The sequence below is a fragment of the Microbacterium sp. KU4F genome (assembly GCF_056868075.1).
Window position 1 is genome coordinate 1,586,281 of the sequence record NZ_CP200324.1, and the last position, 25,803, is coordinate 1,612,083.

The following is a 25,803-nucleotide window of genomic DNA, read 5'->3' on the forward strand; positions in this document are numbered from 1 at the left end:
GAGGCGAACGGGACTGCTGGCTCCATGATGGCCGGCCGCATTGTCATGTGTTGTCGAATGTGCCGCTGACTCGGTCACCCCGTCCGACGCCGCCGCGCATCTGAAGCGCCGCGCGTCCTCTGCATCCGCTCTGTGATGCTGCGCACCCGGCCCTGACCCTGGGCCGCGACTGACAACACCTGAATCGGGCACGAGTCCCGGTTCCTCTTCCGGCAAGGAATCCGCACATGTCCACTCCCGTTGCTCTCGACAACCGCACCTCCGCCCGCCCCGCCCTGCGTCTGGTCACCGACGCTCCCGCAGCTCCCGCTCCGGCGCCCGCCGCCGAGCGCAGTCTTCCCGCCGGCACCGCGCCGCGCGGCTTCGCGCTCTACGTCGGCTTCGACGAGGCGAAGGCGGCCGCCTCCGGCGTCTCTCTCGGAACGATCGTCGAGGCCCTTCGCCGCACACTGCACGATCTCGCTCCCGCCGCAGAGACCTACGCGACCGTCGCCCTCGCTCCCGTCGGCGCCGGAGGTCGTGACGTCGACGTCGTACGCCTGGCACTGCACGAGCCCTCGGCTGTGGCCCGCACGAAGCCCGAGATCGAGGTCGAGGAGCGCGCCGAGGCCGGCGTCGTCGTCGACATCTCCCGCAAGCGCGTGTTGATCGACGGCGAGTCCGCCGCCTTCACGTTCAAGGAGTTCGAGCTGCTGCAGTACCTCGTGCTGCGCGAGGGACGCACGATCGAGCGCGCCGAGCTGGTCGGCTCCCTCTGGCAGCAGGGCGACGCGGACGCGCCGGGCGAGCGCACGATCGACGTGCACGTGCGTCGCCTGCGCGCCAAGCTGGGGCGCTTCGAGGACATCGTGCGCACCGTGCGCGGAGTCGGCTACCGCTTCGACCGGCACGCCGACGTCGCCATCCGCTACGGCCACGGCACCCCCTCCCCCGACCGGTTCTGAGTCGGTCGGCCCGCTGTCGGCGGGCCGACGTAGGGTGTGCACATGGATGCGGGCGCCTCGACGATCGGGCGACGCCCGCCTCGGTCCGCTGCGCCGACGCATTCCCGACCTCGCGAAAGCGTCTACCGCCCTCGCGACGAGGTGGATCTCCATCGAACCGTCGTCTTCCAGCGGCGCGGGGCGCACGACCCCACCCTCGTCGTGGACGGCCACGTCGTCTGGCGCGCGAGCAGGACCCCCGAGGGGATCGCCACCCTCGCTCTTCGCGCGAGCGGCGTCGGGATCCGCCTAGCGGCTTGGGGCCCCGGCGCCGGCTGGGCACTCGACCAGGCACCCGCCCTCTGCGGCGCGGATGACGACCGCGGCGACTTCGACGCATCCCACCATCCGCTCATCGCCGCGACGCACCATCGCCACCCGGGGCTGCGCCTGGGCCGCACCGACCTGGCCTTCGACGCCCTCGCGAGCGCGATCTTCGAGCAGAAGGTCACGGGCCTGCAGGCATTCGGGGCCTGGCGACGCATCGTCACCTGGTTCGGCGAGCGCGCACCCGGCCCCACCCCGCGCCCGATGTTCGCACCTCCCACCGTCGACGAATGGCGACGCATCCCCTCTTGGGCGTGGCACCGCGCAGGACTCGAACCACCGCAGTCACGCGCCGTGGTCAAGGCGGCGTCCCATGGCGACAGCATCGCGCGCGCCATGGCGGAGGCTTCCGACAACACCGAGCGCGACCGCATCCTGACGAGCCTTGCGGGCATCGGCCCCTGGACGTCGGCCGAGACGCGCATCCGCGCGTGGGGCGATGCGGACGCGGTGAGCATCGGCGACTACCATCTCGCGCACCAGGTCGGGCATGCCCTCATCGGCCACCGTGTCGACGACGACGCCATGCTCGAGTTGCTCGCCCCGTGGGCGGGGCAGCGACAGCGGGTGATCCGGCTGCTGGCAGCCAGCGGCGTCCACGAGCAGCGCCGCGGTGCGCGTCTGGCGCCCGAGGATCACCGCTCGCGCTGAAGCGTCCGCCCCCTACGCTGGGCCCATGACGAACTCGCGCACGGGCTGGCCCCGCGGTCGCACCATGTGGATCCTCGGCACGCTGGCCCTGTTCGCCGCGGGGGTCATTGTCGGCATCGCCCTCGGATCGGTGTGGATCGGACTCCTGCTGGCCCTCGTGGTCTCGATCGGATGGCTCATCGCCTACGAGTCGTGGCGGGGTCGCAACGTCGGCATCTACGACCGGGACGACGACGGCGCCCAGCTCTGAGGCTCATGCCCATTGCGTGAGCTTCGCCGGGCTGCGCACGAGCCAGACGTCCACGATCCGCCCGGCGACGTCGACGCCGAATGCGGCGAGCCCGACCGCTCTGCTGCCCTGGCGAAGAAGGTATCCGAGGCCGTCCGCCGTCTCGACCGGCTCGAGGCTGGCATCCGGCTGTTTGGCGAGGATCCCGAGCACGAACCTCGCGACGTTGTCCGCGCCGATGACGGGACGACGGGCAGCGGACACCAGACCACCGCCGTCGGAGGTCAGGACGACCGCCGGATCCAGCGCGACCACCAGCTCCTCGAGCCGTCCGCTCGCGCACGCGGCAGCGAAGGCCGCGACCACGTGGTCGTGAACAGCACGCGACGCGCGTCGGCCGCGTTCCTCGCCGACTTTGCGCCGAGCGGATGCGGCGAGCTTGCCGCACAGCTGCGGGCGAACGCCCGACCGTCTCGGCGATCTCGGCGAACGGAACGCCGAACACGTCGTGCATCACGAAAGCCACTCGCTCGGCCGGCGTCATCGCATCGAGGACGATCTGCAGCGCGAGGCTCACGGAGTCATCCAGCGTGACCGCATCGAGCGGATCCGCGGCCGAGGGGACCGCACCTATGGAACCGGCCGCGGGCACCGGCTCGGGCAGCCACGGCCCGACATAGCGCTCGCGACGTGCTCTCGCCGAACCGAGCACGTCGAGGCAGATGCGCGAGGTGACGCGATTGAGCCATGCACCTGGCCTGTCGATGGCGGCGCGCTCCTGCTCTGTCAGCGCCACCCAGCGCAGGTACGCCTCCTGCACCGCGTCCTCCGCCTCGCCCACGTCGCCGAGCATCCGGTAGGCGAGAGCGACCAACGACACCCGCTCATCCTCGACATCGCGCATGGCTGCACCCCTCTCATCCGTTCGACGACACAGCCTCTCCGATTGTGACCTCACGTTCTGCGGTGCTGTGTCGTCGAAGACACAGAAGCACCCGACGGACGGGGCGGAGAGGACGCACATGCGAATCGCGATCGCGGGAGGAACCGGGCTGCTCGGCAGCAAGCTCGCGCACGAGGCCAAGGGACGCGGGCACGACGTGCGGCTGCTCTCGCGCGCGACCGGCATCGATCTCACGGCACCCGACGGCATCGCCGAGACCGCGGCTCGGGTCGAGGGCTGCGACGCCGTCATCGACGTCCTCAGCATCGGCACCCAGAACGAGGCGGCTTCGATCGCCTTCTTCGAGTCGACGACGCGCTCGCTGCTGTCGGCAGAGGAGCAGGCGGGGGCGGGTCACCACATCGTCCTCTCCATCGTCGGGGTCGATCGGGCGCCGGCAGCGTACTACGCAGGAAAGGTGGCCCAGGAACGCGCGGTGCAGGAGGGCCCGATCCCGTGGACGATCCTCCGCGCGACCCAGTTCCACGAGTTCGCGGCGCAGATGTTCACGGTCGCCGCTCGCGGCCCGATCCACCTCGCCCCGCGGATGCGCACCCAGCCCGTCGCCGCTGACGAGGTCGCTCGGCGCCTGGTCGATCTCGCCGAAGCTCCGGCGCTCGGGCGGGTTCCGGATCTGGCGGGACCGCACGAAGAGAGCCTCGTCGACATGATCCGGCGCTATGCGCGTGCCACGGGCCATCGCGGGTGGATCCCGGCGGTGTCGCTGCCGGGATCGTTCGGACGAGCGATGCGCGACGGACGCCTCCTGCCCGCCGCCGGCGCGACGATCGGACGACAGAGCTTCTCCGAGTGGATCGCATCGCTGCGATGAAGACGCAGGCCGAATAGCGCGCCACCCCTGGAGGGCGCGCACAGCTCGCTCCTAGGATGGGGCGCGTGACCACCACAGATCCTGCCCTGCCACCGATCGATCCGCCCGCCGCATCCGGACCTGCTCTGCAGCTTCGCGGCCTGACCAAGCGCTTCGGTGACAAGGTGGCCGTCGCGGGCATCGATCTCGATGTGCCCACCGGCTCCTTCTACGGGCTCGTCGGCCCCAATGGAGCGGGAAAGACGACCACGCTGTCGATGGCCACGGGTCTGCTGCGACCGGATGCGGGAACCGCCGTCCTGCACGGGGTCGACGTGTGGCGCGACCCGGTCGCCGCGAAGGCGATGATCGGCAACCTCGCCGACGGCGTGCGTCTGTTCGACCGACTCACCGGTGAGCAGCTCATCACCTACACGGGGATGATGTTCGGCCTGGCGCGCGACGAGGTGGCCGCTCGCACCGCTGATCTGCTGACCCTCATGGACCTCACGGAAGCCGCCGGCACCGCCGTCGTCGACTACTCCGCAGGTATGACCAAGAAGGTCGCGCTCGCCTGCGCCCTGGTGCATGCGCCCCGCATCCTCGTACTCGACGAGCCGTTCGAGTCGGTGGATCCCGTTTCCGCCGCGAACATCGAGGACGTGTTGCGCAGCTACGCGGGCAGCGGCGGCACCGTGATCGTCTCGAGCCACTCGATGGACCTCGTGCAGCGCATGTGCGACCACGTCGCGGTCATCGCGAGCGGACGTGTTCTCGCGGCGGGCACGATCGACGAGGTGCGGGCCGGTCAGAGCCTGCAGGACCGTTTCGTCGATCTGGTCGGCGGCCGCCATCACTCGGAGGGACCGCAGTGGTTGCGACTCTCCTGAAGCTGCGCTTCCGCGTCCTCGGCAACACCCTCGCCGCCAACCCCTGGCAACTCGTCGGGTTCATCCTCGGCGGACTGTGGGCCGTCGGGCTCCTGATCGGCGTGTGGATCGGGCTGTTCGCGGCGGGCTTCGCCGGCCTCGACGTGGTCGCCATGGTCGTCACGGCGGGCGGCGGCATCCTCGTGCTCGGATGGGCGCTCGGTCCGCTGTTCATCGCCGGGGTGGACACGACGCTCGATCCCGTCAAGCTCGCCCCGTTCCCCCTGACGACCAACAAGATGATGGTCGCCCTCACAGCGGCCGGGCTCACCGGCATCCCTGGCATCGCCTCGATCGCGGGCGCACTGGGCCTCTTTCTGGCCCTGTGGCGCTGGCCGATCGCCCTCGTCGCCGCGCTCGTGTGCATCCCGCTCGGCATTCTCACGTGCGTCGTCGTGTCGCGGCTCATCGCCGCGCTCAGCAGCAGCGCCGGCGGCAACCGCCGCACGCGAGAGCTCCTCGGCGGCCTCGCGTTCCTTCTCATCATGCTCGCCGGCCCCATCACGATCGGCATCATGAACCTGCTGGATGCGGGAGTCAGCGCCGCGGGCGATCCCGCCGACCGCATCGGCGGCATCATCTCCGCGGCCTCGTGGACCCCGATCGCCGCCGCGTGGGCGGTGCCGGCGACGCTCGCCTCGGGCGACATCCTCGGGGGCATCCTGAAGCTGTTGATCGGGGCTGCGACCCTGGTCGTGTTGTGGTGGCTGTGGCGCAGATCGCTGTCCGCAGCGCTCGTCTCACCGCCGCGGGCGCGCACCGCGACCGTCAAGGCGGGCAAGATCGGCTGGTTCGGCCGGATGCCGACCGGCGGAACCGGGGCGACCTGGGCACGGGCACTGACGTACTGGCTGCATGATCCTCGCTACCTGCGCCAGCTCCTCGTCGTGCCGATCATCCCCGTGCTCATGCTGTTCTATTCGGGTGGCGATGTGCGCAGCCCGTTGTTCGCCTACTCGGCCGTGCTCGTCGCCTTCATCCTGAGCATCGTCTCGTTCGCGGACGTGTCGTACGACGGCACGGCGTTCGCGACGGTGCTCGCCACCGGCGTGCGGGGTCGACAGGATCGCGCGGGACGGCTGCTCGCCGCCGCCGCGCTCGGGGTGCCGGTCACGATCGCGATCGCGATCGTCACCGTGGGGCTGTCGACGCAGTGGTCGCTGCTGATTCCGGTGCTCGGCGCGAGCCTCGGGCTGGTGCTGACCGGATACGGGGTGTGCGCAATCAGCTCGGCCTCGGTGGTGCAGCCCGTGCCGGCTCCGGGCGACAGCCCGTTCAAGCGGGTACCCGGAGCGAGCGTCGTGACGGCGCTGCTGATGTTCCTGATCTGGATCGGCGTCGCGATACTGTCTCTGCCCTCGCTGATCCCGGCGATCCTCGCCGGGGTGACGGGCGATGCGATGTGGGGATTCGTGGCGCTGGCAGCGGGACTCGTTCTGGGCACGGTGTTCTCGATCGTCGGAGTGCTCGTGGGCGGGCGCGTCTTCGATCGCAATGCACCCGAGCTCCTCGTGCAGCTGCAGAGCTTCAAGGGCGCCTGACCGCGCCGACCATGAGGGCCCCGGGAGCGCACGCTCCCGGGGCCCTCATCGCGGGGTGGCGTCAGGCGGGGAAGAGCTCCTCCAGCACCCGGATGACGCCGTGCTCCAGGTGCGAGGGCGCACGCAGGCGTGCGCGGGCCGCCACATCCGGGTGCGCATTGGCCATCGCGTACGAGTGGTACGCCGCATCCATCATCTCGAGGTCGTTCAGGTAGTCGCCGAAGACCGCGGTCTGCTCCGCCGAGACGCCCAGCACCTCTTGGAGCCGCCGCAGCGCGACACCCTTGTTGACACCGCGGTTCATGACATCGACCCAGTGCGCCCCGGAGACGACGACCTGGTGGGTGCGGGCGATGTCCGCCAGCGCGGGGGCTGCGCCCGTCTCGGCGTCGCCGAAGTCGTAGACGGCGATCTTGAGGACGTCGTCGTCGACCTGCTCGAGGTCGGGCACGCGCTCGAGCAGGGCGTAGTACTTCTCCGCCTCCGTGCGGAACGCATCGTCGTCGCGCTCAATGTAGGCGGAGCGCTTGCCGCACAGCACGACGCCGACATCCTGGCTCATCCCCCGCGCACGTCGGAGGACGTCGGCCACGAGATCGCGGTCGAGGGTATCGGAGGCCAGCTCCTCGCCGTCGCGCACGACGTAGGTGCCGTTCTCGGCGATGAAGACCATCCCCTCGGCGTGGTCCTCGAACTCCCGCCGCAGGGTCGCATACTGCCGGCCGCTGGCCGGCGCGAAGAGGGCTCCCACACGCCGCATCCGCTCCAGGATCGGCCACAGCCCGTCGGGGACGCGGCCGTGGCCGTCGAGGAGCGTCCCGTCCATGTCGACGGCGACCAGGCGGATGTCGGATGCGGACTCACTCATCCCTCCATCCTCCCCGATCCGTGGGGGCGCACGCGCTCAGGCGGTCGCCGCAGCCTGGTCGGCGAGCGGGGCCGGCGTCTCGGCGTAACTACGCGAGAGACGCCGGTACTGCGGCGACAGGAACGCGATGACCACGATCAGCAGCATCACCAGGCTCGCCGCGACGAACACGAGCGCGATCCCCCGCGCCTCACCGTCGCCCAGCAACCAGCGCCACCCGTCGCGGCCCGCGTCGGTGCGCATGTACGGGATGAGCCAGAACTCGGCGAGCGGGCCGATGAGGAAGGCGGAGATCGGAGCGGCCGCGGACTCGATGCTCGCCGCGAACCCGAAGACGCGCCCCTGCGTCTCGTAGGGCACCACCCGCTGGATGATCGTCTGCTCGGCGGCCTCTGCCACCGGCATGAGTGCCATGAACACCAGCATCCCCACCGCATACAGCCACCACCATTCGCGGAGGGCGAAGGTGAGCCCCAGCACTGAGACGCCGACGTTCACCCACAGGAGCGTCCGCACAGGGTTCTTGCCGAGGCCGAACTTCGCGACGAGACCGCCGCCGATGATGAAACCGATACTGGTGACACCGAGCACGATGCCCCACACCTCGACGCTGAAGAGCGTCAGACCGTACGGGTCCATGAGCGCCATGAAGACGCCGCCCACGAGGTTGTTGAACGTCGTGAACAGCAGGAGCGGCATGAGCCCGGGCACCGACCCGATGGCGGGCAGCACTCCGCGGAAGGTGAGCCGGCGAGGCGGCGCGTCCGGATCGTGCGCGACTCCTCGTTCGGGGATCGGCACGAACAGCAGATGGACGAAGGCGACGGCCGTCGCGGCGATGGCGATGAAGACCGTCGGCCCCATCCCGAGCAAGCCCACCGACAGCCCCGAGAACACGCTGGTGACCATGAACGCGACGCCTTGGACGGTGCCCACCAGTCCGTTCGCGCGGTCGCGGCGGTCGGCGGGTACGAGGAGGGTGACCGTCGTCGACAGGGCGATGTTGCGGAGGTTCTCCACCACGCCGCCGACGAGGATCACGCCCGCGAACAGCCAGAACCAGGGGCCGCCCCAGTCGATGAGCGCGGATGAGGGGATCGCAAGGAACAGGGCGCCCGCCAGCAGATACGTGGCCAGGGTGATGAGGCTGGAGAGCACCATCACGGCCTTCTTCTTCATGTGGTCGACGATCGCTCCGAAGACGATGCCGAAGACGGCCACCAGCAGCATGTAGCTGCCGCCGATGATGGAGGTCGCGAGCACGTTCCGCGTCTCGAGATACGCCCAGAACGTGAGCGCGAACCAGAGGTAGCTGGTGGTCACGTTGGCCACGAGCGTGTTCGCCAGTACCTGATAGAAGCTGCGCATGCGCGAGGCGGGGGTGGGCTCGGCCGTGGCGGGACGTTCGAGCATGACGGGCTCCGCTTCGCTGGGTGGTGGCTCCATCATGACGCCGGGCGCAGACATCCGCGAGGGTTCGGGTTTTCCCGAAGCCGGTCGTCGGGATTGCTCCGATGTGGCCCACGCGGTGCGCCCCTACTTTGGAGACATGACTTCCGCAGCTCCCACCGTGCGACGCGCGAGACGCCTCGCTCCGGCGCAGACCGCCGGGGCGATCGCCCAGCTCGCCGCGCTCGGCCTCATCGGCCCCTTCATCCTGAGCACGTTGCTCGGCCTCCTCGGCACCGGACTAGGGCTCGTCCCCGCCCTCGGCGTGGGCCTGGTCGTCCTCGTCGGACTCGTCTACGTCATGTACGCGGTCGGCTGGCTCGAAATCGCACGCATCGACGGGCTCTACGGACTCGGCCTCCCGGCACCGCGCTTCAGCCCCCGCCCACGCCCGGGCTTCGGCGGCTACCTGCTCTCGCTCTGGCACCAGTTCATCGACCCCTCGATGTGGCGTGCGCTGGCCAACACCGCGATCGCCACCGTCATGGGCATCACGGTCATCAGTCTCGTCTCGATCGTCACCGGTGCGATCGGTGTCGCCTTCGCGCCCCTCTCGGGAGCCGACGAGGTGTGGATCGGCGTGGGCATGATCCCCGCCGGCTGGGCACCGGTGGTGGGGATTCTGGCGGCGCTGCTCGCCCTGGCCGCCACCATCGGCCTCGGCGTGCTGCACGGCGTGATCAGCCGCGCCATCCTCGGGCGCTCCCGGGCTGCGATGCTGGCGCAGGCCGCCCGCACCTCGGACGCGCAGCGGGCCGGAGCCATCCGCGCCGCCGACGTCGAACGCACCCGCATCGAACGGGATCTGCATGACGGCGTCCAACCGCGTCTCGTCTCGGTGGGCATGACCCTGGGGCTCGCGCAGCAGAAGATCGACGACGACCCGGCCACGGCCAAGGCGCTGCTCGAGGAGGCGCACACCTCCACGAAGGCGGCGATCACTGAGCTGCGTCAGCTGGCCCGCGGCATCCATGCCTCCGTCCTCGACGACCGTGGACTGGATGCGGCGCTGTCGGCCCTCGCAGCCCGCTCGCACGTGCCGGTGGCGCTGGACGTGCGCCTGGATGGCCGCTGCTCCCGCGAAGCCGAGACCGCGGTCTACTTCGCGATCGCCGAGTCGCTCACCAACGCGGCCAAGCACTCCCGCGCCGCCGAATGCCGCGTGGTCGTGCGAGTCCGCGACGGCGGCACACTCTGGGCTCGCATCGAAGACAACGGCATCGGCGGAGCGCGGGTGCTGCCCGGCGGCGGCCTCGACGGGATCTCCAACCGCATCCTCGCCGCCGGCGGCAACGTCCGCCTTGACAGCCCGCAGGGCGGGCCGACCGCTCTGGAGGTGAGTGTGCCGTGCGCATCCTGATCTGCGAGGACTCGGTCCTCCTGCGCGAAGGACTCGTCCGACTCCTGGCGGACGCCGGGCACGACGTGGTCGCCGCCCTCCCGGACGCGAGCGAGCTCGATGAGAGCGTCGTCGCCACCGACCCGGAGCTCTGCATCCTCGATGTGCGCCTTCCTCCGACCTACACCGATGAGGGCATCCGTGCGGCGCTGCGCCTGCGCGCGGCGCACCCGCAGCTGCCCGTGCTCGTGCTCTCGCAGTACGTCGAGGAGCGATACGCGAGCGAGCTGATCGCCGCGAACGGCGGGGCGCTGGGCTACCTGTTGAAGGATCGCGTCGCGGATGTGGCGGACTTCCTCGACACGGTGCGCCGCATCGGCGGCGGAGCGACCGTGCTCGATCCCGAGGTCATCGCACAGCTGCTGAACCGTCGCACCCGCGACGAGCGGATGCGGCGGCTCACCGAGCGCGAGTCGACGGTGCTGGCACTCATCGCCGAGGGGCGGTCGAACCAGTCGATCGCCGCCACTCTCTTCCTCTCGGAGGCCTCGGTCGAGAAGCACATCACCGCCATCTTCCAGAAGCTCGAGCTCGAGCCCGGCGAGTCGGGCAACCGCCGCGTCCTCGCCGCCCTCGCGCACGTCGAGCACGGCGCCGGCGACGCCGGCCCTCAGACACCTCAGACAGGAGCAACACGATGAGCACGCTCACCCCTCCCCCGCGACCCCCGACGAGGCCGCACCCTCCAGCACGGCGACGCCGCCCCGGCATCCGGCCGGCAAGGCCGTCGCGATCACCGCGATCGTCATCGGCGCCGTCATCCTGGGCGGGACCGTGGTCTCGGGCGCCGCCAACGCCGTCACCTCCTCGCTGCCGACCTCCTCGCAGACGCTCACCGCGTCGACCGCCGGCGTCACCGAGGTCGACGTGGATGCGAGCGCGGCGCTGTTCGAGCTGCGGTTCGACGACGTCGACGAGGCCACGCTCCAGGTCACCTCCGGCCGGTCCGCCTGGCGGATGGAACGTGACGGCGACGAGCTGAGGATCAGCGCTCCCGACGGATTCTTCGGCATCGGCTGGATCGGCCAGCAGCCGCGGGTCCTGTTGACCCTCCCGCAGTCGCTCGAGGGCGTGGATGCGTCGCTCACGCTCTCCGCGGGAGAGCTTCGCGCCACGGGCACCTTCGGCGAGCTCGAGACGCACCTTTCCGCGGGCAGTCTCATCGTCTCCGGCGAGGCCCGCACGATCGACTCGTCCATGAGCGCAGGAAGCTCCGACATCCGCCTGTCGGGTGTCACCGAGGCCGAGTTCGAGCTCTCGGCGGGTGACCTGACCGCCGAGTTGACCGGCAGCGCGCCGCGCAGCATCGACATCGGCGTCAGCGCCGGATCCGCGGATGTCACCGTGCCGCGCGGCAACTACGACATCCGCTCCAACGTGGAGGCGGGCGGCGTCGACAACCGCCTCTCCGCCGGCAGCGGCCCCCGGATCCCCGTCGAGGTCCGCGTCTCCGCGGGTGACGTGACCCTCCGCGACAACGGCTAGGCGCGAACGAGCATCCATCGAGCGAGCGAGCATCCGATCGGGTGCTCGCTCGCTCAATCAATGCTCACTCGGCGAGCGCAGGAGGAGGATGAGAGGGTGACGTCCTCCTCCTTCTCTGCGTGGCTGCGGGCGCAGCCGTCGCTCGCCGGGTCGGCACCGGCTCTCGACACGGCGAACCTTCCCGATGAACCCCCCGCGCTGTTCGAGCGCTGGCTGCGCGGTGCACAAGCCGCCGGCGTCGCCGAGCCGCATGTGGCGACACTCTCGACCGTCGATGCGGACGGACTCCCCGACGCCCGCGCGCTGATCCTCAAGGATGTCGGCCCCCGCGGATGGGCGGTCGCCGGTCCTCGGTCCTCCGCGAAGGCCGAGCAACTCGCCGTGCACCCGGTGGCGGCCCTCAGCTTCTGGTGGCAGCCGATCGTCCGAGCGGTGCGGCTGCGCGGCGGGATGCTGCCCGCCACCGCGGACGAGATCGCCGCGGACTTCGAGGCACAGCCGGAGTCCGCACGCGTCGGACTGACGTCAGCGGACTGGATGCTCTGGTGGCTCGCGCCCACGCACGTGGAGTTCTGGCAGGGCTCTCCCGACCGACGCCACGCACGCATCATGTACGAACGGCAGGGCGAGAGCTGGCACCGCGAGGTGCGCGGCGGCGAGACGAGCGTCCCCACCGGGGGAGCTGCATCCCGGCGATAGCCTCGAAGGATGCAGCAGGAGCAGGGTCTTTCGGGAGGCAACTCGGCGGGCGCCGTCTTCCGCGCGGGTGACACCGTCCGCAAGCCGTGGACGCCGGCATCTCCGCACGTGCACGCCTACGTCGCGTCGCTACGAGAGGCCGGAGTCGAGGCGCCCGCCCCGCTCGGCCGCGACGAGCAGGGCCGCCAGGTATGGGAGTTCATCCCCGGGACGCTGGCGGCGGAGGGCCTGACGCGGCCGGAGCTTCATCGTGTGGGCGCGATGGTGCGGGCGATCCACGACGCGAGCGTGGGATTCGCTGTGCCGGCGGATGCGGTCTGGGATTCTGCGATCCCGGCGCCCGGCGCCGAGCTCGTCTGCCACAACGACCTCGCCCCGTGGAACCTCGTGAGGGGCGAGAGGTGGATGTTCATCGACTGGGATGCGGCGGCTCCCAGCACCCGGCTCTGGGATCTCGCCTACGCCGCGCAGGCGTTCACGCTCAACGATCCGTCGCGCTCACCCGCCGACGCCGCGGCGGATCTGGCCGCATTCATCGACGGCTACGGGGCGGGCGCCGCGCTGCGTGCGGCCCTGCCCGCGGCGATGGCCGCTCGGGCGGACGCGATGCACGAGCTTCTGCGGTCGTCGCACGCCGAGGGCCGTGAGCCCTGGGGCTCGATGTTCCTGTCGGGTCACGGCGAGCACTGGCTCGCCGCATCCCGCTACGTGCGAGAGCACGAGGGTGCCTGGGCTGGGGCGCTGAACGCGTAGCCGAGCCCGCCGCCTCAGAGCTCCAGCATCCGCTCGCTGCGCTCCCACAGCTCGCGGGCCAGAGCGGCATCGTTCGCCTGCGGGTTCGTGCGCGCAGGCTTGCGCTTGACGTAGTACTCCCCCGTCGCATAGTCGTGGCCCGGAGCACCCTCCGCGAGGTACACGAGGGTGTCGGCACCCTTGGGGATGCTCGTGAGGAAGAGCTTCTTGAGGGGCGTCTGGTAGATGAGGCGCATGGGCGAGCTCGGCGCGTTCGAAAAGCTCGTGGCGATGTTTCCCGGGTGGAAGGCGACGGCCCCGATTCCCTGCGAGCGGTAGCGGCGATCGAGCTCCTTCACGTGCAGGATCTGCTCGAGCTTGGCGGTGCCGTAGGCGCGCGTCGCGCTGAAGGAGCGTTCGTTGTCGAGGTCGTCGATGTCCAGCTGGCCGAACAGGCGTGCGCCGACGCTCGAGGTGTTGATGATCGTGGCCGTGGAGGCGACCAGCCGCTCCATGAGCAGTTGGGTCAGGAGGAACGGGGCGAGATAGTTCACCTGGAACGTCATCTCGTGCCCGTCGATCGTGCTCTCGCGCACCTTGCCGAAGATTCCACCGGCGTTGTTGGCGAGCACGTCGATGCGGTCGTACTGCGCGAGCAGGTCGTCGGCCAGTTCCCGAACGCTCGCGAGATCGGCGAAGTCCGCGAGGTGCACTCGCGCACCCATCTCCCGGGCGATCTGAGCCGTGCGCTCCGGATTGCGCCCGACGGGGATGACGGTGCGCCCCTGCGCGTGCAGCACCCGCGCCGCCTCCCGCCCGATGCCGTCGCTCGCGCCGGTGATCACGATCGTCTTGCCCGCCATGTGGCCTCCTCCGCCGCAGCTCGCGAAAGCCTAGCCGTCACACCTAGCGGGGCAGCATGAAGAAGAGCCCGAGCACGACGAGCAGAAGCGCTGCCAGGGACACCACGAGGGCGTGCGCGTTCTGGCCGTATCGCGCGGCGCGCGCCAGCGCGAAGATCGCCAGCAGTGCCCACAGCCATGAGGTGAACATGAACGCGGCCATCGGCATCAACGCCGCCATGCTGCTCGCACCGGTCGTCGTCAGCATGATCCACGAGAACGACGCCCAGATGAGCGCCATCGGCACGAGGCCGAGATATGCGAGAACGAGAGTCAGCGCACGAGGCGGGCGGGGACGGGGACGCGACTCGGAGCTCATGTCGTCTTTCGGCATCGGTGGACTCGGAACTGTCACCGTACCGGCCTCGTTGCGGTCAGGGGACGCGGCAGATGATCTCCCCGTGGAGCAGGGAGAACCAGCCGTCCTCCGCGCGCGACCACTCCCGCCATGCCGCGGCGATCCGGTCGAGCTCTTCGGCGTCGGTGTCGGGCCTCGCCTCCAGCTGCCGTGCGAGCGCGGACTGACGGATGCGGTCCGCCCACAGATTGCCCCACCACATCCGCTCGTCGGCACTCGCGTAGCACCATGTGCTCGATGACGCGCTGATGTCGGTGAGCCCCGCCTCTCGCGCCCAGGACAGGAGCCGTCTCCCGCCGTTCGGCTCGCCGCCGTTGGCGCGGGCCGCCGCCTGATACAGCTCCAGCCAGCGGTCCATCTCGGGCAACTGCGGCCACCACGCGAACCCGGCGAAGTCGGCGTCGCGCACCGCGATGATCCCGCCGGGCCGGGTCACCCGCGCGAGTTCCCGCAGGGCCTGCACCGGATCAGCGATGTGCTGCAACACCTGATGTGCGTGCGTCACGTCGAACGAGTCGTCGTCGAACGGCAGGGCGTGCACGTCGGCGATCCGCACGTCGACGTTCGGCACTCCGCGTTCGTCCACGGTCATGCGCGTCAATGCCGCCTCGTCTTCTCCGATCTCGGTGGCAGTGACGTGAGCCACGCGCTCCGCGAGGTCGACCGTGATCGTGCCGGGCCCCGCCCCCACATCCAGCAGCCGGTCGTCATGGCCGAGGAACGGCAGGAGGTAGGCGGCGGAGTTCTCGGCGGTGCGCCAGCGGTGCGATCGCAGGACGGATTCGTGGTGACCGTGCGTGTACGTGGACATGCCTCCACGTTCCGGCTTCGAGGCGCTGCCGCGGAAGACCGTACTGTTCATAGGAGCGATCCACCCACCCAGCCGAGAGGAGCCGGTCATCTCGAACGAACTCGGCGACTTCCTCCGCGCTCGCCGTCAGGACAGGGAGCTCGCGCCCGGCCACGACGCCCCCGGCGCCCGGCGGACTCCGGGCTTACGCCGGGAAGAGGTGGCGACCCGCGCCGGGATCAGCGTCGACTACTACATCCGTCTGGAGCAGGGACGGGAGTCCCACCCGAGCGACGCCGTGATCACCGCCCTCGCCCGCGCGCTCGCGTTGTCGCCGGATGCGGCGCGACACCTCGTGCGGCTTCGCGATACCGGCGCCGCTCCGGCGGAGCCGACTTCCGACGCGGATCTCGTCCCGCGGATGTCGGCTCTCGTCGCAGCGGTCGGCCCGCAGCCCGCGTACGTGCTCGACAGGTTCAGCACGATCGTCGCAGCGAACGAGGAGGGCATGTCGCTGTACGCCGGACTCGCCGAGCTTCCGCCGGAGCAGCGCAACACCTGCCGTTACCTGCTCACCGACCCGCGCGCCCGCGAGACGTTCCTCGACTGGGAGGAGCTCGCCCGCGGCGCCGTCGCCCACCTGCGGGCGGCGAACGTCGACCGCCTCGACGACCCTCGGCTGGGCGATCTCGTACGCGCGCTCGGGGCCCAGAGCGCGCAGTTCGCGGCGTGGTGGAGCGGGCACATCGTGGAGCGGCGTCGGGGGGCGACCACCCGCATCCGCGGACTCGACGGTGTCGTCGTCGAGCGGAGCTACGAGATCCTCCACCTGCCGGACGACGCCGTGCGGCTCACGATCTGGCTCCCACCGGCGGCATGAGCACCCGACCTACACTCGTGCCATGAGTGCGTTCCTCCCCGGTTCCCGCGGCACGCAACCGTGCCCCAACTGCGGCGCCCAGGTCGCGCAGTCCGACCGGTATCCCGCGTATCTCTGCGACGAGTGCGAAGCGCGCGCGGTGGATGCGGACGGCGCCCGCGTCACCGGATCGAACGCCTCCTTCGGCGGCGGGTTCGTCTTGCACTGGCCGGACGGCGAACACGAGTCCCTCCCGTGCGCCTCGGCACGGGTGTGGGTCGACGGACGCGAGTGGGAGTACTCCGAGGCGCGCTTCGGCGGGGTGCTGATCACCCCCGTCCGCGAGCGCTGACCCGGCCGTCGCCTGGGTGTCATCGATGCGTCAGCAAAGAATCACGAAAAGGTAACGGAAACCTCTTCCCCTCCGTTATCTCACCGTTATAGAGTGCTCGCACGGTAGTTGTTTTGCTGTGGCAGCTACCGACATGTGATTGCAGGACACTCTTGGTGCAAAGGGACAAGGGCCGGTCGGAAGCCTCTCCGACCGGCCCTTACTGCTGTCCGCGATGCGTCAGCTCTGCGACTCCGAGACCTGCAGCGCCGGGGCGTCGTCACCCGTGGTGATCTCGACCTTGCGCGGCTTGGCCTTCTCGCTGACGGGGATCGTGACGCTCAGCACGCCGTTGCGGTAGCTCGCCGAGATCTTCTCGGTGTCGAGTCCCTGCCCGAGGCTCAGCTGGCGCAGGAAGGTGCCCGACGTCCGCTCGCGCGTGATCCAGGTGACCCCGTCGCCGGCCGAGAGCGTGCGCTCAGCACGGATGGTGAGCAGCTGGCCGTCGATGTCGACGTCGACCGAGCCGGGGTCGATGCCGGGCAGGTCGGCGGTGAGGACGTAGTGGTCGCCGTCGCGGTAGAGGTCCATCGGCATCTGCCGAGGGCCGCGCCGTGCGGTGTCGAAGAACGTGTTCGCCATGCGCTCCAGGTCACGGAGCGAGTCGTATGCAGCCATAGTCGTCTCCTCTCGAGCGGGATCGGATGCGGATCCGACCCGTAGTCCCTAAGTTGAGCCCTCTTGACTCAACAATCACAGATTAGCACTCTCATGCCGAGAGTGCCAGTTCTCACAGCCACTCCTGGAGCGTCGTCGGCGGCCTCATAGAATCGGCGCGTGAACGACTCCGCCGAGGCGGCGAAACGACCGCCTCTGCTGCGGAGGATCGCCCTCAATCCGCTGATCTGGGCGGCCGCGTGCGCGCTGGCGGCCCTCCCCGGGTACCTCACCGACGGTGGCTTCTTCTCGTACCTGATGTCGGTCGTGGCGGGCGCACTGTGCGGGATCTGGTTCGTGAACCTCACGGTGCGCATGCCGCATCCCGCCGGCACGATCGCGCATCTCGTGATGGCGGTCGCTCTCGCTCCGGCCCTCTTCGCCGCGATCGAACTCGTGCCGCAGTTGCTGGCACCGGGCACACCGCGCGCCGTCTACACGGGCGTCCTCTTCGCGTTGCCGCCGGCGGCCGGCTGGGTCTGGATCACGCTCATCAGCCGCATCACCTCGCTCCTCACGGGAAAGGCCCGGGCGCGGCCCCGCGTGCCACTCGCATGGGAGAACGACGGCGATGCGGTCATCGTGCGCTTCCGTGCGATCCCGATGCGGATGCGGGAACTCACCGCGTGGATGGTCGCCACCATCCTCGTGACGGGAGCGATCGTCGCGACGGCACTGATCATCTTCGGCGACATCGTCGAGCGGCTCGGCCCCCGCCTGCTGATCCTCGCGCTCGGGGTGCTGTTCGCCCTCCCGGCCTATCTCGTCGTCACCGCGCTCCTGCGCAGGCGCTCTGTCGATGCGACCGTACGCGTCTCGCGCGACCGGGTCTGGATCACCGCCGGCGAGACGACGCACGCGCTCCGCCTGAGCCAGATCGAGCGGCTGCGATGGGGCACCGGCAGCGACTACGCGCGGCTCGAGGTCACGGCGCCGGGGGTCGACCTGGCCCTGCTGGTCGGCATAGCGAAGCAGGCGGACGGCCTGGCACCCGAACTCCCGCCGCTGCCGGCGCGAACGCTGCGTCTCGCCGAGACCGAAGGCCTCGAGAAGACCACCTCGCGCCGCGGCTTGGTCACTCTCTCACGCGAGTGAAGAGTTCCCTTACATACATTTACCTACGTTTATGGCAGTATGTAGCCGTGGAAGAACTTCTGAGTGTCGACGACGTCGCTGCCCGTCTACAGCTCGGCCCCGTACCGTGCGCGAATACATCCGCAGTGGACGTCTGCAAGCGACCCGCATAGGCAAGCAGTACCGCATTCACATCAAGGATCTGAAGCTCATCGAAGGCGGTGCGCCCCTGGCAGCGCCCACCCAGGAAGGCGCGTCGACGCGGACGGCAGCCTCCGTCGTCGTTCGCGTCGACGCCGCGAGCGCGGAACAGGAACGGCGAGTCTCAGACCTGCTCAATGCGAATGGAGCGGCACCCCGGGTCGCACTTCAGATCGTGCGCATGCCAGATGATCTCGCGCTCCAGATCATCGCGTCCGGTCCGCTCGATGCCGTTCTGGACGTCCTCGTCACCATCAACAATGCCGTGGAGATCACGAATGAATGACCTCCGCTATCGCAGCAGCACTGGTGCCCTCCAGATCCGCGACACATATGAGCGGCTTCTGCGCCGCTACCTGCCCGACGCCGGACAGAGCGTCGCCCTCACCTCGATCGGCGAGATCACCGCAATCACCGCCGGATCTCCCACAGCTCCGCCCGTTGTCCTTCTGCACGGCTCGGGCTCGACGGCGCTGTCCTGGGCGCCGACCATCCTGCAGTTGGCCGAGTCGCATCACGTCCACGCGCTTGATCTGCCTGGCGAGCCCGGTAGGAGCACGTCCACCCGGGTGCCCTTCGCCGCCGAGGATCAAGCCCGCTGGGTCTTCGAAGCGCATCAACAGCTCATCGGCGCTCCGGCCGCCTATGTCGGAGTCTCGCTCGGCGGGTGGATCGCCACGGCGTTCGCGGCACACCGCCCCGAGCAGGTGGAACGTCTGATCCTTCATTCGTCCAGCGGTTTCGGTCCGCGCAAGATCGCCCCGCTCGTTGTGGCCGGCCTCCTCACCGGGCTCGGGGAGTCCGGCCGGAAGCGCGCTCTGTCCTATCTCACAGGGCCGCACCGGACCGACGAAGCGCGAACAGAACTCCAGCGACAGCTCGACCGGTACGCGATGCAGACCTTCGCACACTTCTCGCCTCGAACCGACAAGCTCCCCGAGCATCCGACGGAGTTGTTGCGGAACATCCGGGGTCGTGTGACCGCCACCTTCGGCGCGAAGGACCGGATGCTCGACGCCGTTGCGGCTGCCCGCCGCATCCGCGCGACGATCCCCGCTGCCGAGGTGGAGCTTCGCTCGCACGAGGGGCACCTTCTCAGCGATCAGCCCCACCTGACCTACCGCCAGCTCACCGACTGAGCAGACGGCCTGGCGATGCGGTAGGTCAGGCGATGCGCGCCCTAGCGGGCCGAGAGGCGCTCGCGGACGACGCGGCGCAGCACCTTGCCGATCTGCGAGCGGGGTAGATCCTGCACCTCGACGATCCGCTTGGGCACCTTGTACGAGGTGATGTGCGTGCGCGCGAAGTCCCGCAACGCGGACGCGTCGAAGACGGCGCCCTCGCGTGTGACGATCGCGGCCACCACATCCTCACCGCCGGATGGACGGGGGATGCCGACGACGGCCGCCTCGGCCACATCCGGGTGCAGCAGCAGCACCTGCTCGACCTCGGTCGGGCTGACATTGAAGCCGCCCGTGATGATGAGCTCCTTGACGCGGTCGATGACCGTCACGAAGCCGTCCTCGCTCACCGTCACGATGTCGCCGGTGCGCAGCCATCCTCCGGGAAGCAGCACGGCCGCGGTCTCGTCCGGCTGCTGCCAGTAGCCCTGGAACACCTGCGGGCCACGGATGAGCAGCTTCCCCGCTTCTCCGGCCGGGCGATCGACCCGCGGATCGTCGGGATCGACGACCCGGATCTCGGTGCTCGGGAACGGAACGCCCACGGTGCCGGGGCGCCGCGAGGGGCCGATCGGGTTGCCGAGCGCGACCGGCGAGGTCTCGGTCATGCCGTAGCCCTCCACGAGAAGTCCGCCGGTCGCCTCCTCCCAGCGCGTCACCGTCGGCACCGGCAGGCTCGTCGCTCCGGAGATGGCGAAGCGGATGCTGGACAGATCGACGCCCTTGCGGGTGCTGGCGCGCGAGAGCGCATCGTAGATCGGCGGCACGGCGGGCAGGAACGTGGGTTTCGATTTCGCGGTCGCGGCGACGACCGCATCCACGTCGAACTTCGGGAAGAGCACCACACGCGCCCCCAGAGAGATCGCGAAGGTGAGGCAGAGGGTGAGTCCGTACGCGTGGAACAGCGGGAGCACGGCGTAGAACACCTCACCGCCCTCGGTGAGCCCCGGCACCCACGCGCGCCCCTGCGCGGCGTTGGAGCGGAGGTTGCGGTGCGAGAGGATCGCCGCCTTGGGCGAGCCCGTCGTGCCGCTGGTCAGCTGCAGCAGTGCGGTGTCGTCCAGACGAGGCTTCGGCCACTTGCGCGGGAGCTTGCGCACACGAACGAAGTCGGACCATTCGAGCAGGCCGCGGGCGCGCGGGCGGGTGGTCATCGCCTCGCGCGTCTCGCGAGCCTTGGCCACCGGAAGGCGCAGCGCGAGGCGCTTGCCCAGCGGCAGCGCGTCGGGCATCCGCACGGAGACGATGGCCGAGGGCGCGACGTCCTCGGGGAACTCGGCGACGGTGTCCGCGACCTTGTCCCAGACGATGGCGACGACCGCGCCGTGCACCTCGAACTGGTGGCGCAGCTCACGCGGGGTGTAGAGCGGGTTGTGCTCCACGACGATCGCCCCGATGCGCAGCGCCGCGTAGAACGCGACGACGTGCTGCGGACAGTTCGGCAGGATGAGCGCGACCCGGTCCCCGGCCTGCACACCCAGCTTGCGCAGCGCGTTGGCGGCGCGGGAGACCTGCTCGCCCAACTCGTCGTAGGTCGTCTCGGCGCCGTAGAACTCCAGCGCGACCCGCTCGCCGTAGCGCGCGACGGATGCGTCGAGAAGGTCGACGAGCGTCTCGGCGACGGGCTCGATCTCGGCCGGCACGCCGTCGGCGTAGGAAGCGATCCAGGGGCGTGCCTCCAGCGGAGAGCCGGAGATCGTGTCCGCGGTCATGTCTATTCCTCCCGTGCGCGCAGCGACCGGCTCAGCTGGCCGCAGCCTCGTCGAACAGCCACTGCACCGATCCGCCCGCCGCGGTGACGTGTGCCGCGACGACCGCGATCGGCAGCTTCCCCTCCGCGAGCGCCTCGGCCAGCGCATCCTTCTTGCCGGCGCCCGTGGCGAAGACGACCACGCGCTGCGCGCCGTCAAGGGCCTTCAGCGTGAGCGTGATGCGGGTGGGCGGCGGCTTGGGCGAGTTGTGGACGGGGATCACGAGCTCGTCGACCGGACGGAAGTCGGGGTGGCCGGGGAACAATGACAGGGTGTGACCGTCTTCTCCGACGCCGAGCCAGACCAGGTCCAAACGCGGAGCGCCCGCATCCGTCTTCGGCAGCGCCGCGATCGCCGCGGCGTACCGGCGCGCAGACTCGGCCTCGTCGACGTCGGTGTCCGGACGCAGCTGCACCATGTTGTCGAAGCCGGGCTGATCCAGCAGGGCGGGAGCGATCGTGCCCCAGTTCGACTGCGGGTCGCTGATCGGCACCGAGCGCTCGTCACCGATGAGAACCGTGACCTTCGACCAGTCGATCGCGTCCGCATCCTGGGCCGCGAGGATCGCGTAGGCCGCCATGGGCGAGTGCCCCCGGCGAGCACCCACACGGCGCTGCCATGCGCATCGATCGCGGCGCCGAGCGTACGGACCGCGTCACGGGCCGCCTCGGCGGCGACGTCCGCGGCCTGCGGGAGGGTGGTGATCGAACCGTAGGTCACGCTGAGCTTCTCTCGTCTCGGATGAGGTCGGATGAGCGGGTGTCGCCGGCAGTCGCGGCGAGCAGCCTCGCCCTCCTCGATTCAACCCCAGGTCGTATGCGATCAGATGCATGGCAGCTGGGAAACTGGCACTGTGGAACTCCGCCCCGGCTCCCTGCCCGTCGTCCTCGCCCGGCTCGGATCGGCCGAGGGTCGCCCCGTCCTGGTCATCCCCGGCGGACCGTGCCGCCCACCCCAGTACCTCACCGACTTCGCCGGCATCGGCGACATCCACCCCCTCGTCGTCCTCCACCCGCGCGGCACTCCCGCATCCGGCGGCCTCTCCCGCGGCTGGTGGACCGACGCCGAAGATGTCGTCGCAGCGATCGACACGCTCGAGCTCGACGCGGTCGACATCATCGGCCACTCGGCGGGCACGCGCCTCTCGCTCGCGGTCGCGACCCGCTTTCCCGACCGCGTCCGTTCCATGGCGCTCGTGACGCCGCCCGCGACCTGGCTGACCGGCACCGCGCATGACGGTGACGACCTCGTCGCGCTCCGAGAGGACGCCGAGGGCATCGACGGGTACACATCCGTCGTGAACGACGAGCCCGACACGCAGGAGGCCTTCGAGGAGGTCTTCCACCGGCAGGCCCCCGCCAGCTACGCCCGGTGGACGGCAACCGAGCAGGCGCACGCGGGCATCGGACGCATGAGTCTCGCCGCGGCCGAGGCCTGGTTCCACGACATCCCGGCCGACGCCGTCGAGCTCATCCGTGCTGCATCGCTGCCACCCACGCTCGTCGTCGGCGGGGACGTCGACCTGCTCACCGGCCGACGTCCTGTCGAGGAGTATGCCGCCGTACTCGGCGCGGAGCTCGCCATGATCAGGGACTGCGGCCATTACCCGTGGGTGGAGAAGCCCACAGAGTTCCGCCGCGTGCTCGACGCCTGGCTTGCTGCGCGCGGCTGATCACGCCGAGGCACACCCTCGTCATAGTTCACGCTTGCGTGTACTATCCAATCCATGACCACCGTGCTCAACCGCGCCACCGCGACGCACACCGCTGCTCTGGCCCGACTCGGACACGCCCTCTCCGACCCGACGCGCGCAGGTGTCCTCCTCGCCCTGCGCGAGGCCCCGGCATACCCGTCCGATCTCGCCGATGCCCTCGGGGTATCGCGCCAGGTGATGTCGAACCAGCTCGCGTGTCTTCGCGGATGCGGCCTGGTGGAGGCCATCCCCGAAGGGCGTCACACCTGGTACCGCCTCGCGGACAGCCACCTCGCTCCCGCCCTGGACGAGCTGCTGAAGGTCGTCCTCTATGTCGAACCGGGTTGCTGCGCCGGCGAGACCTGTCGCTGCGCATGAGCTCGTCGGCCACCCCGAGCGCAGAGCGCGTCCGTGTGCTGCAGCGCCGGATCCGCTGGATCGTGACTGCGACGATCGCCTACAACGTCGTCGAAGCAGCCGTCGCTCTCGCGGCCGGCGCCGCCGCATCCTCCGCAGCGCTCGTGGCGTTCGGTTTGGACTCGACGATCGAGGTGCTCTCGGCGGCAGCGGTCGCTTGGCAGTTCACCCGGCGGGACCCTGAGCGCTGGGAGCGCGGGACCCTCCGCGTGATCGCCGTCGCGTTCTTCGCGCTCGCGGCCTACGTCACCGCGTCGTCTGTGTGGGCGCTCACGACGCGCATCGAAGCGGAGCACTCGCCGGTCGGCATCGTGCTCACGGCGTTGAGCGTTGTCATCATGCCGTTCCTCTCCCTCGCCGAGCGACGCGCGGGCCGCGAGGTGAGCTCGGCCACGGCTGTCGCGGACTCCGCCCAGACCCTGCTGTGCACGTATCTCTCGGCGGCCGTGCTGGTCGGACTCGTGCTCAACAGCGCGTTCGGATGGTGGTGGGTGGACGCGGTCGCCGGCCTGGTGATCGCCGCGTTCGCGGTGCGGGAGGGTGTCGAGGCGTGGCGTGGCGACGCCTGCGCGACCTCGGTCGGCATGGTGCTCGAGAGCGAGCGCTGAGCGAAGGTCAGCTCTTCGAGCCGCTGACCGCCAGCGCCCCGCCGAGGCCGATCATCATGACGCCCCCGGCTCCGGAGAGAGTGGAGATGCGGCGCGGCGAACGGGCGAACCAGGCGCGCGCCGTCCCCGCGGCGAGCGCCCACACGCTGTCGCACACCAGGGCGAGCGTCTGGAAGATCAGCCCCAGGAGCAGCAGCTGCAGCCACACCGCCCCGGCCGCCGGGTCGACGAACTGCGGCAGCACCGCCACGAAGAACGCGATCGTCTTGGGGTTCGTCAGCCCCACGACGAAGCCCTGGCGAAGCAGCGTGAAGGTCGAGACCGGCGCGCGGTCGACGCCGTCGACGCGGGCGCGGCGGTGACGGATGGCCTGGATCCCGAGCCACACGAGGTACGCCGCGCCGGCGATCTTGATGACCGTGAACGCCACGACGGATGAGGCGACGATCGCTCCGACGCCGAAGGCGACCGCCACGACCGCGGGCACCGTGCCGAGGGCATTGCCGACGACGCTGAGAACGCCCGCGCGACGCCCGAGCGCGATCGAGCGCCCGATCACGAACAGCACGCTCGGCCCCGGGATCACGATGATCACCACCGACGTCACGACGAAGGCGATGAGGTTCTCGAACGGGATCATGGCCGAACTCTAGCGGCCGGCTGTTTCGGCGACGGCGCTGCAGCCGCGTCGATACGGAGTGCGGTCAGTCGCGACCGTGGTCGACGACCGCCTCCTCGGCCGCATCCATCGCCGCCTCGCCCTCTTCGTGCGACTCGGAGCCGGCCGATGCGGCGGAGTCGTGGGGCTTTTTCTCGTCGTGCTCGTCGCGTCCGGTGTTCTCGGCGTTGCTCATCACGATCTCCCTCGTGTTCGATGCCTTCGGATTCGGGACTCGTCAAGTCCACTCCTCCCGCTCGGCTCACACAGGGGGGTTGCGCGCACGCCGCAGCGTGCACAAGCCCGCACCGCACAAGTCAGCCAGAACAGCTCGACGGCGCGCCTGACGGTCCCGCGAACGTCGTCAGTGGCTGAGTCATTCGCTCCGGACCCGACCGGAAGACCCGCGAACCTGGGCTCGAGCTATGCGTGAGGAAAGAATCACGAAAAGGTAACGGAAACCTCTTCCCCTCCGTTATCTCACCGTTATAGAGTGCTCGCACGGTAGTTGTTTTGCTGTGGCAGCTACCGACATGTGATTGCAGGACACTCTTGGTGCAAAGGGACAAGGGCCGGTCGGAAGCCTCTCCGACCGGCCCTTACTGCGTCGCCGCCACGCGGGCGAAACCACCCGCGAGCACCGCGATCACCGCTTCGACCTGAGCGTCATCCTTGGTCGTGAGCCACCACTCGGCGAGCCCGTCCGCCGCCGCGTGGATCGCCGAGACCGCCACCTGCGGCGACGCCAGACGGACACCTCGCTGCGCACACCAGAGCTCGAGGCGCTCCGCGATCATCCGCCGGTACGCCTCGGACTCGGTGCGCGCCGCATCCACCAGGGCATCGGATGCACGGGCGAGAGCGGTCAGTTCGGCCAGGCGCTCGTATCTGCGCGGGTCGGAGCGCACCTCCGACAGGAAGGAGCCGAGCGCCGCAGCCACCGCCACCTCGAGCGTGTCAACGGGCAACGGCTCCGCCCACACACGAAACGCGAGTCGCTCCGACTCCCGCTCGAGCAACGCCGCGACCAGAGCAGCCTTCGACCCGAATGCATAGTTCACCACGCGATGGGCCACACCCGCTCGCTGCGCAACCGAGCGCAGCGAGAGCGCACCGGCACCCTCTTCGAGCATGACCTCCACGGCCGCATCGAGGAGCTGTCGGCGGCGCTCGGTCACAGCCAGATATGGCCGCGTCTGCGGTTCATCGTTCACAGC

31 protein-coding genes and 1 pseudogene are annotated in these 25,803 nt (G+C 69.9%); 19 read left to right on the forward strand and 13 right to left on the reverse strand.

All coding sequences use genetic code 11. From position 1 onward, the window contains the following. The first annotated feature begins 227 nt into the window (after nucleotides 1–227). Genes AC1VNH_RS08040 through AC1VNH_RS08050 form a run of 3 tightly spaced genes read left to right on the forward strand, consistent with a single transcriptional unit; the run spans nucleotide 228 to nucleotide 2,211 of the window. Complete coding sequence (locus AC1VNH_RS08040) at nucleotides 228–944, forward strand: winged helix-turn-helix domain-containing protein (RefSeq protein WP_483110786.1); 717 nt, start codon at nucleotides 228–230, stop codon at nucleotides 942–944. A gap of 42 nt (nucleotides 945–986) precedes the next feature. After that, complete coding sequence (locus tag AC1VNH_RS08045; protein WP_483110788.1) at nucleotides 987–1,961, forward strand: DNA-3-methyladenine glycosylase family protein; 975 nt, start codon at nucleotides 987–989, stop codon at nucleotides 1,959–1,961. Nucleotides 1,962–1,986: 25 nt separating this feature from the next. Next, nucleotides 1,987–2,211 (forward strand): hypothetical protein, encoded by a 225-nt coding sequence (locus AC1VNH_RS08050; protein ID WP_483110789.1) that lies wholly within the window; start codon nucleotides 1,987–1,989, stop codon nucleotides 2,209–2,211. Between the two features lie 3 nt (nucleotides 2,212–2,214). Here AC1VNH_RS08050 and AC1VNH_RS08055 read toward each other — a convergent pair whose 3' ends face one another. Next, on the reverse strand, nucleotides 2,215–2,556 hold the full coding sequence (locus AC1VNH_RS08055) for a hypothetical protein (protein WP_483110790.1): 342 nt from the start codon (nucleotides 2,554–2,556) through the stop codon (nucleotides 2,215–2,217). A gap of 130 nt (nucleotides 2,557–2,686) precedes the next feature. Beyond that, nucleotides 2,687–3,319, reverse strand: a pseudogene (locus tag AC1VNH_RS08060) (sigma factor); the annotation flags it as partial. Between AC1VNH_RS08060 and AC1VNH_RS08065 the strand changes: the two are divergent. Genes AC1VNH_RS08065 through AC1VNH_RS08075 form a run of 3 tightly spaced genes read left to right on the forward strand, consistent with a single transcriptional unit; the run spans nucleotide 3,213 to nucleotide 6,414 of the window. Further along, on the forward strand, nucleotides 3,213–3,965 hold the full coding sequence (locus AC1VNH_RS08065; RefSeq protein WP_483110791.1) for an SDR family oxidoreductase: 753 nt from the start codon (nucleotides 3,213–3,215) through the stop codon (nucleotides 3,963–3,965). The pseudogene AC1VNH_RS08060 and the gene AC1VNH_RS08065 overlap by 107 nt on opposite strands. A gap of 56 nt (nucleotides 3,966–4,021) precedes the next feature. Further along, nucleotides 4,022–4,834, forward strand: coding sequence for an ABC transporter ATP-binding protein (locus AC1VNH_RS08070; RefSeq protein WP_137417963.1), 813 nt, complete (start codon nucleotides 4,022–4,024; stop codon nucleotides 4,832–4,834). Next, on the forward strand, nucleotides 4,816–6,414 hold the full coding sequence (locus tag AC1VNH_RS08075) for a hypothetical protein (RefSeq protein WP_483110792.1): 1,599 nt from the start codon (nucleotides 4,816–4,818) through the stop codon (nucleotides 6,412–6,414). Before AC1VNH_RS08070 ends, AC1VNH_RS08075 begins: the two co-directional genes overlap by 19 nt. Nucleotides 6,415–6,475: 61 nt before the next feature. On the opposite strand, the gene AC1VNH_RS08080 is transcribed toward AC1VNH_RS08075, so the two are convergent. Beyond that, on the reverse strand, nucleotides 6,476–7,282 hold the full coding sequence (locus tag AC1VNH_RS08080) for a Cof-type HAD-IIB family hydrolase (protein WP_483110794.1): 807 nt from the start codon (nucleotides 7,280–7,282) through the stop codon (nucleotides 6,476–6,478). Nucleotides 7,283–7,318: 36 nt separating this feature from the next. After that, nucleotides 7,319–8,695, reverse strand: coding sequence for an MFS transporter (locus AC1VNH_RS08085; RefSeq protein ID WP_483112709.1), 1,377 nt, complete (start codon nucleotides 8,693–8,695; stop codon nucleotides 7,319–7,321). Between the two features lie 136 nt (nucleotides 8,696–8,831). Between AC1VNH_RS08085 and AC1VNH_RS08090 the strand changes: the two genes are divergently transcribed. The 5 genes from AC1VNH_RS08090 to AC1VNH_RS08110 all read left to right on the forward strand — a co-directional run bounded on the left by AC1VNH_RS08090 (nucleotide 8,832) and on the right by AC1VNH_RS08110 (nucleotide 13,067). Beyond that, complete coding sequence (locus tag AC1VNH_RS08090; RefSeq protein ID WP_483110795.1) at nucleotides 8,832–10,091, forward strand: sensor histidine kinase; 1,260 nt, start codon at nucleotides 8,832–8,834, stop codon at nucleotides 10,089–10,091. Then, complete coding sequence (locus AC1VNH_RS08095; protein WP_483110796.1) at nucleotides 10,079–10,771, forward strand: response regulator transcription factor; 693 nt, start codon at nucleotides 10,079–10,081, stop codon at nucleotides 10,769–10,771. The genes AC1VNH_RS08090 and AC1VNH_RS08095 overlap by 13 nt, the downstream gene beginning before the upstream one ends. Before the next feature lie 133 nt (nucleotides 10,772–10,904). Then, a complete protein-coding gene (locus tag AC1VNH_RS08100; protein WP_483110797.1) occupies nucleotides 10,905–11,615 on the forward strand; it encodes a DUF4097 family beta strand repeat-containing protein in 711 nt (236 codons plus the stop codon). A 96-nt stretch (nucleotides 11,616–11,711) separates the two neighbouring features. After that, nucleotides 11,712–12,314: a pyridoxine/pyridoxamine 5'-phosphate oxidase gene (locus AC1VNH_RS08105; protein WP_483110798.1), complete on the forward strand. Its 603-nt coding sequence runs from the start codon at nucleotides 11,712–11,714 to the stop codon at nucleotides 12,312–12,314. A gap of 9 nt (nucleotides 12,315–12,323) precedes the next feature. Beyond that, nucleotides 12,324–13,067, forward strand: a complete 744-nt coding sequence (locus AC1VNH_RS08110; protein ID WP_483110799.1) for a phosphotransferase — start codon at nucleotides 12,324–12,326, stop codon at nucleotides 13,065–13,067. A 14-nt stretch (nucleotides 13,068–13,081) separates the two neighbouring features. Here AC1VNH_RS08110 and AC1VNH_RS08115 read toward each other — a convergent pair whose 3' ends face one another. Genes AC1VNH_RS08115 through AC1VNH_RS08125 form a run of 3 tightly spaced genes read right to left on the reverse strand, consistent with a single transcriptional unit; the run spans nucleotide 13,082 to nucleotide 15,117 of the window. Beyond that, on the reverse strand, nucleotides 13,082–13,909 hold the full coding sequence (locus tag AC1VNH_RS08115) for an SDR family NAD(P)-dependent oxidoreductase (protein WP_483110800.1): 828 nt from the start codon (nucleotides 13,907–13,909) through the stop codon (nucleotides 13,082–13,084). Between the two features lie 43 nt (nucleotides 13,910–13,952). Next, nucleotides 13,953–14,267 carry a hypothetical protein gene (locus AC1VNH_RS08120; RefSeq protein ID WP_483110801.1) on the reverse strand — a complete coding sequence of 105 codons (315 nt, stop codon included), beginning with the start codon at nucleotides 14,265–14,267 and terminating at the stop codon, nucleotides 13,953–13,955. Between the two features lie 55 nt (nucleotides 14,268–14,322). After that, nucleotides 14,323–15,117, reverse strand: a complete 795-nt coding sequence (locus tag AC1VNH_RS08125) for a class I SAM-dependent methyltransferase (protein WP_483110802.1) — start codon at nucleotides 15,115–15,117, stop codon at nucleotides 14,323–14,325. Here AC1VNH_RS08125 and AC1VNH_RS08130 point away from each other — a divergent pair. Together AC1VNH_RS08130 and AC1VNH_RS08135 are read left to right on the forward strand one after the other, a co-directional pair. Further along, nucleotides 15,116–15,976: a helix-turn-helix transcriptional regulator gene (locus AC1VNH_RS08130; RefSeq protein ID WP_483110804.1), complete on the forward strand. Its 861-nt coding sequence runs from the start codon at nucleotides 15,116–15,118 to the stop codon at nucleotides 15,974–15,976. The two genes, AC1VNH_RS08125 and AC1VNH_RS08130, sit on opposite strands and share 2 nt — an antisense overlap. 22 nt (nucleotides 15,977–15,998) lie before the next feature. Then, nucleotides 15,999–16,307: a hypothetical protein gene (locus tag AC1VNH_RS08135; RefSeq protein ID WP_243233563.1), complete on the forward strand. Its 309-nt coding sequence runs from the start codon at nucleotides 15,999–16,001 to the stop codon at nucleotides 16,305–16,307. Nucleotides 16,308–16,526: 219 nt separating this feature from the next. Here AC1VNH_RS08135 and AC1VNH_RS08140 read toward each other — a convergent pair whose 3' ends face one another. After that, nucleotides 16,527–16,964: an Hsp20/alpha crystallin family protein gene (locus AC1VNH_RS08140; RefSeq protein WP_243233709.1), complete on the reverse strand. Its 438-nt coding sequence runs from the start codon at nucleotides 16,962–16,964 to the stop codon at nucleotides 16,527–16,529. Between the two features lie 159 nt (nucleotides 16,965–17,123). On the opposite strand from AC1VNH_RS08140, the gene AC1VNH_RS08145 reads away from it, so the two are divergent. The 3 genes from AC1VNH_RS08145 (at nucleotide 17,124) to AC1VNH_RS08155 (ending at nucleotide 19,417) form a co-directional block, all read left to right on the forward strand. Further along, nucleotides 17,124–18,098 carry a hypothetical protein gene (locus AC1VNH_RS08145; protein WP_483110807.1) on the forward strand — a complete coding sequence of 325 codons (975 nt, stop codon included), beginning with the start codon at nucleotides 17,124–17,126 and terminating at the stop codon, nucleotides 18,096–18,098. A 106-nt stretch (nucleotides 18,099–18,204) separates the two neighbouring features. Continuing rightward, nucleotides 18,205–18,564: a hypothetical protein gene (locus tag AC1VNH_RS08150; RefSeq protein ID WP_483110808.1), complete on the forward strand. Its 360-nt coding sequence runs from the start codon at nucleotides 18,205–18,207 to the stop codon at nucleotides 18,562–18,564. Then, nucleotides 18,557–19,417 carry an alpha/beta fold hydrolase gene (locus AC1VNH_RS08155; protein ID WP_483110809.1) on the forward strand — a complete coding sequence of 287 codons (861 nt, stop codon included), beginning with the start codon at nucleotides 18,557–18,559 and terminating at the stop codon, nucleotides 19,415–19,417. The genes AC1VNH_RS08150 and AC1VNH_RS08155 overlap by 8 nt, the downstream gene beginning before the upstream one ends. A 41-nt stretch (nucleotides 19,418–19,458) precedes the next feature. Here AC1VNH_RS08155 and AC1VNH_RS08160 read toward each other — a convergent pair whose 3' ends face one another. Both AC1VNH_RS08160 and pgl read right to left on the reverse strand, forming a co-directional pair. After that, nucleotides 19,459–21,171 carry a long-chain-fatty-acid--CoA ligase gene (locus AC1VNH_RS08160; protein WP_483110810.1) on the reverse strand — a complete coding sequence of 571 codons (1,713 nt, stop codon included), beginning with the start codon at nucleotides 21,169–21,171 and terminating at the stop codon, nucleotides 19,459–19,461. A 31-nt stretch (nucleotides 21,172–21,202) separates the two neighbouring features. Further along, nucleotides 21,203–21,790: a 6-phosphogluconolactonase gene (gene pgl, locus AC1VNH_RS08165; RefSeq protein WP_483110811.1), complete on the reverse strand. Its 588-nt coding sequence runs from the start codon at nucleotides 21,788–21,790 to the stop codon at nucleotides 21,203–21,205. 273 nt (nucleotides 21,791–22,063) lie between these two features. Between pgl and AC1VNH_RS08170 the strand changes: the two genes are divergently transcribed. From AC1VNH_RS08170 to AC1VNH_RS08180, 3 genes are read left to right on the forward strand one after another with little or no spacing between them, the layout of a single operon-like run. Then, nucleotides 22,064–22,882, forward strand: a complete 819-nt coding sequence (locus tag AC1VNH_RS08170) for an alpha/beta fold hydrolase (RefSeq protein WP_483110812.1) — start codon at nucleotides 22,064–22,066, stop codon at nucleotides 22,880–22,882. Nucleotides 22,883–22,936: 54 nt separating this feature from the next. Next, entirely contained in the window at nucleotides 22,937–23,281 is a 345-nt protein-coding gene (locus tag AC1VNH_RS08175) for an ArsR/SmtB family transcription factor (protein WP_483110814.1), read from the forward strand. Continuing rightward, nucleotides 23,278–23,928: a cation efflux transmembrane domain-containing protein gene (locus AC1VNH_RS08180; RefSeq protein WP_483110816.1), complete on the forward strand. Its 651-nt coding sequence runs from the start codon at nucleotides 23,278–23,280 to the stop codon at nucleotides 23,926–23,928. Before AC1VNH_RS08175 ends, AC1VNH_RS08180 begins: the two co-directional genes overlap by 4 nt. Nucleotides 23,929–23,935: 7 nt before the next feature. Here AC1VNH_RS08180 and AC1VNH_RS08185 read toward each other — a convergent pair whose 3' ends face one another. The 3 genes from AC1VNH_RS08185 to AC1VNH_RS08195 all read right to left on the reverse strand — a co-directional run bounded on the left by AC1VNH_RS08185 (nucleotide 23,936) and on the right by AC1VNH_RS08195 (nucleotide 25,800). After that, on the reverse strand, nucleotides 23,936–24,568 hold the full coding sequence (locus AC1VNH_RS08185) for a LysE family translocator (RefSeq protein ID WP_483110818.1): 633 nt from the start codon (nucleotides 24,566–24,568) through the stop codon (nucleotides 23,936–23,938). A 64-nt stretch (nucleotides 24,569–24,632) separates the two neighbouring features. Then, nucleotides 24,633–24,782 carry a hypothetical protein gene (locus AC1VNH_RS08190; protein WP_243233698.1) on the reverse strand — a complete coding sequence of 50 codons (150 nt, stop codon included), beginning with the start codon at nucleotides 24,780–24,782 and terminating at the stop codon, nucleotides 24,633–24,635. Nucleotides 24,783–25,185: 403 nt separating this feature from the next. Beyond that, nucleotides 25,186–25,800, reverse strand: coding sequence for a TetR/AcrR family transcriptional regulator (locus AC1VNH_RS08195; RefSeq protein ID WP_483110819.1), 615 nt, complete (start codon nucleotides 25,798–25,800; stop codon nucleotides 25,186–25,188). Nucleotides 25,801–25,803: the final 3 nt, after the last annotated feature.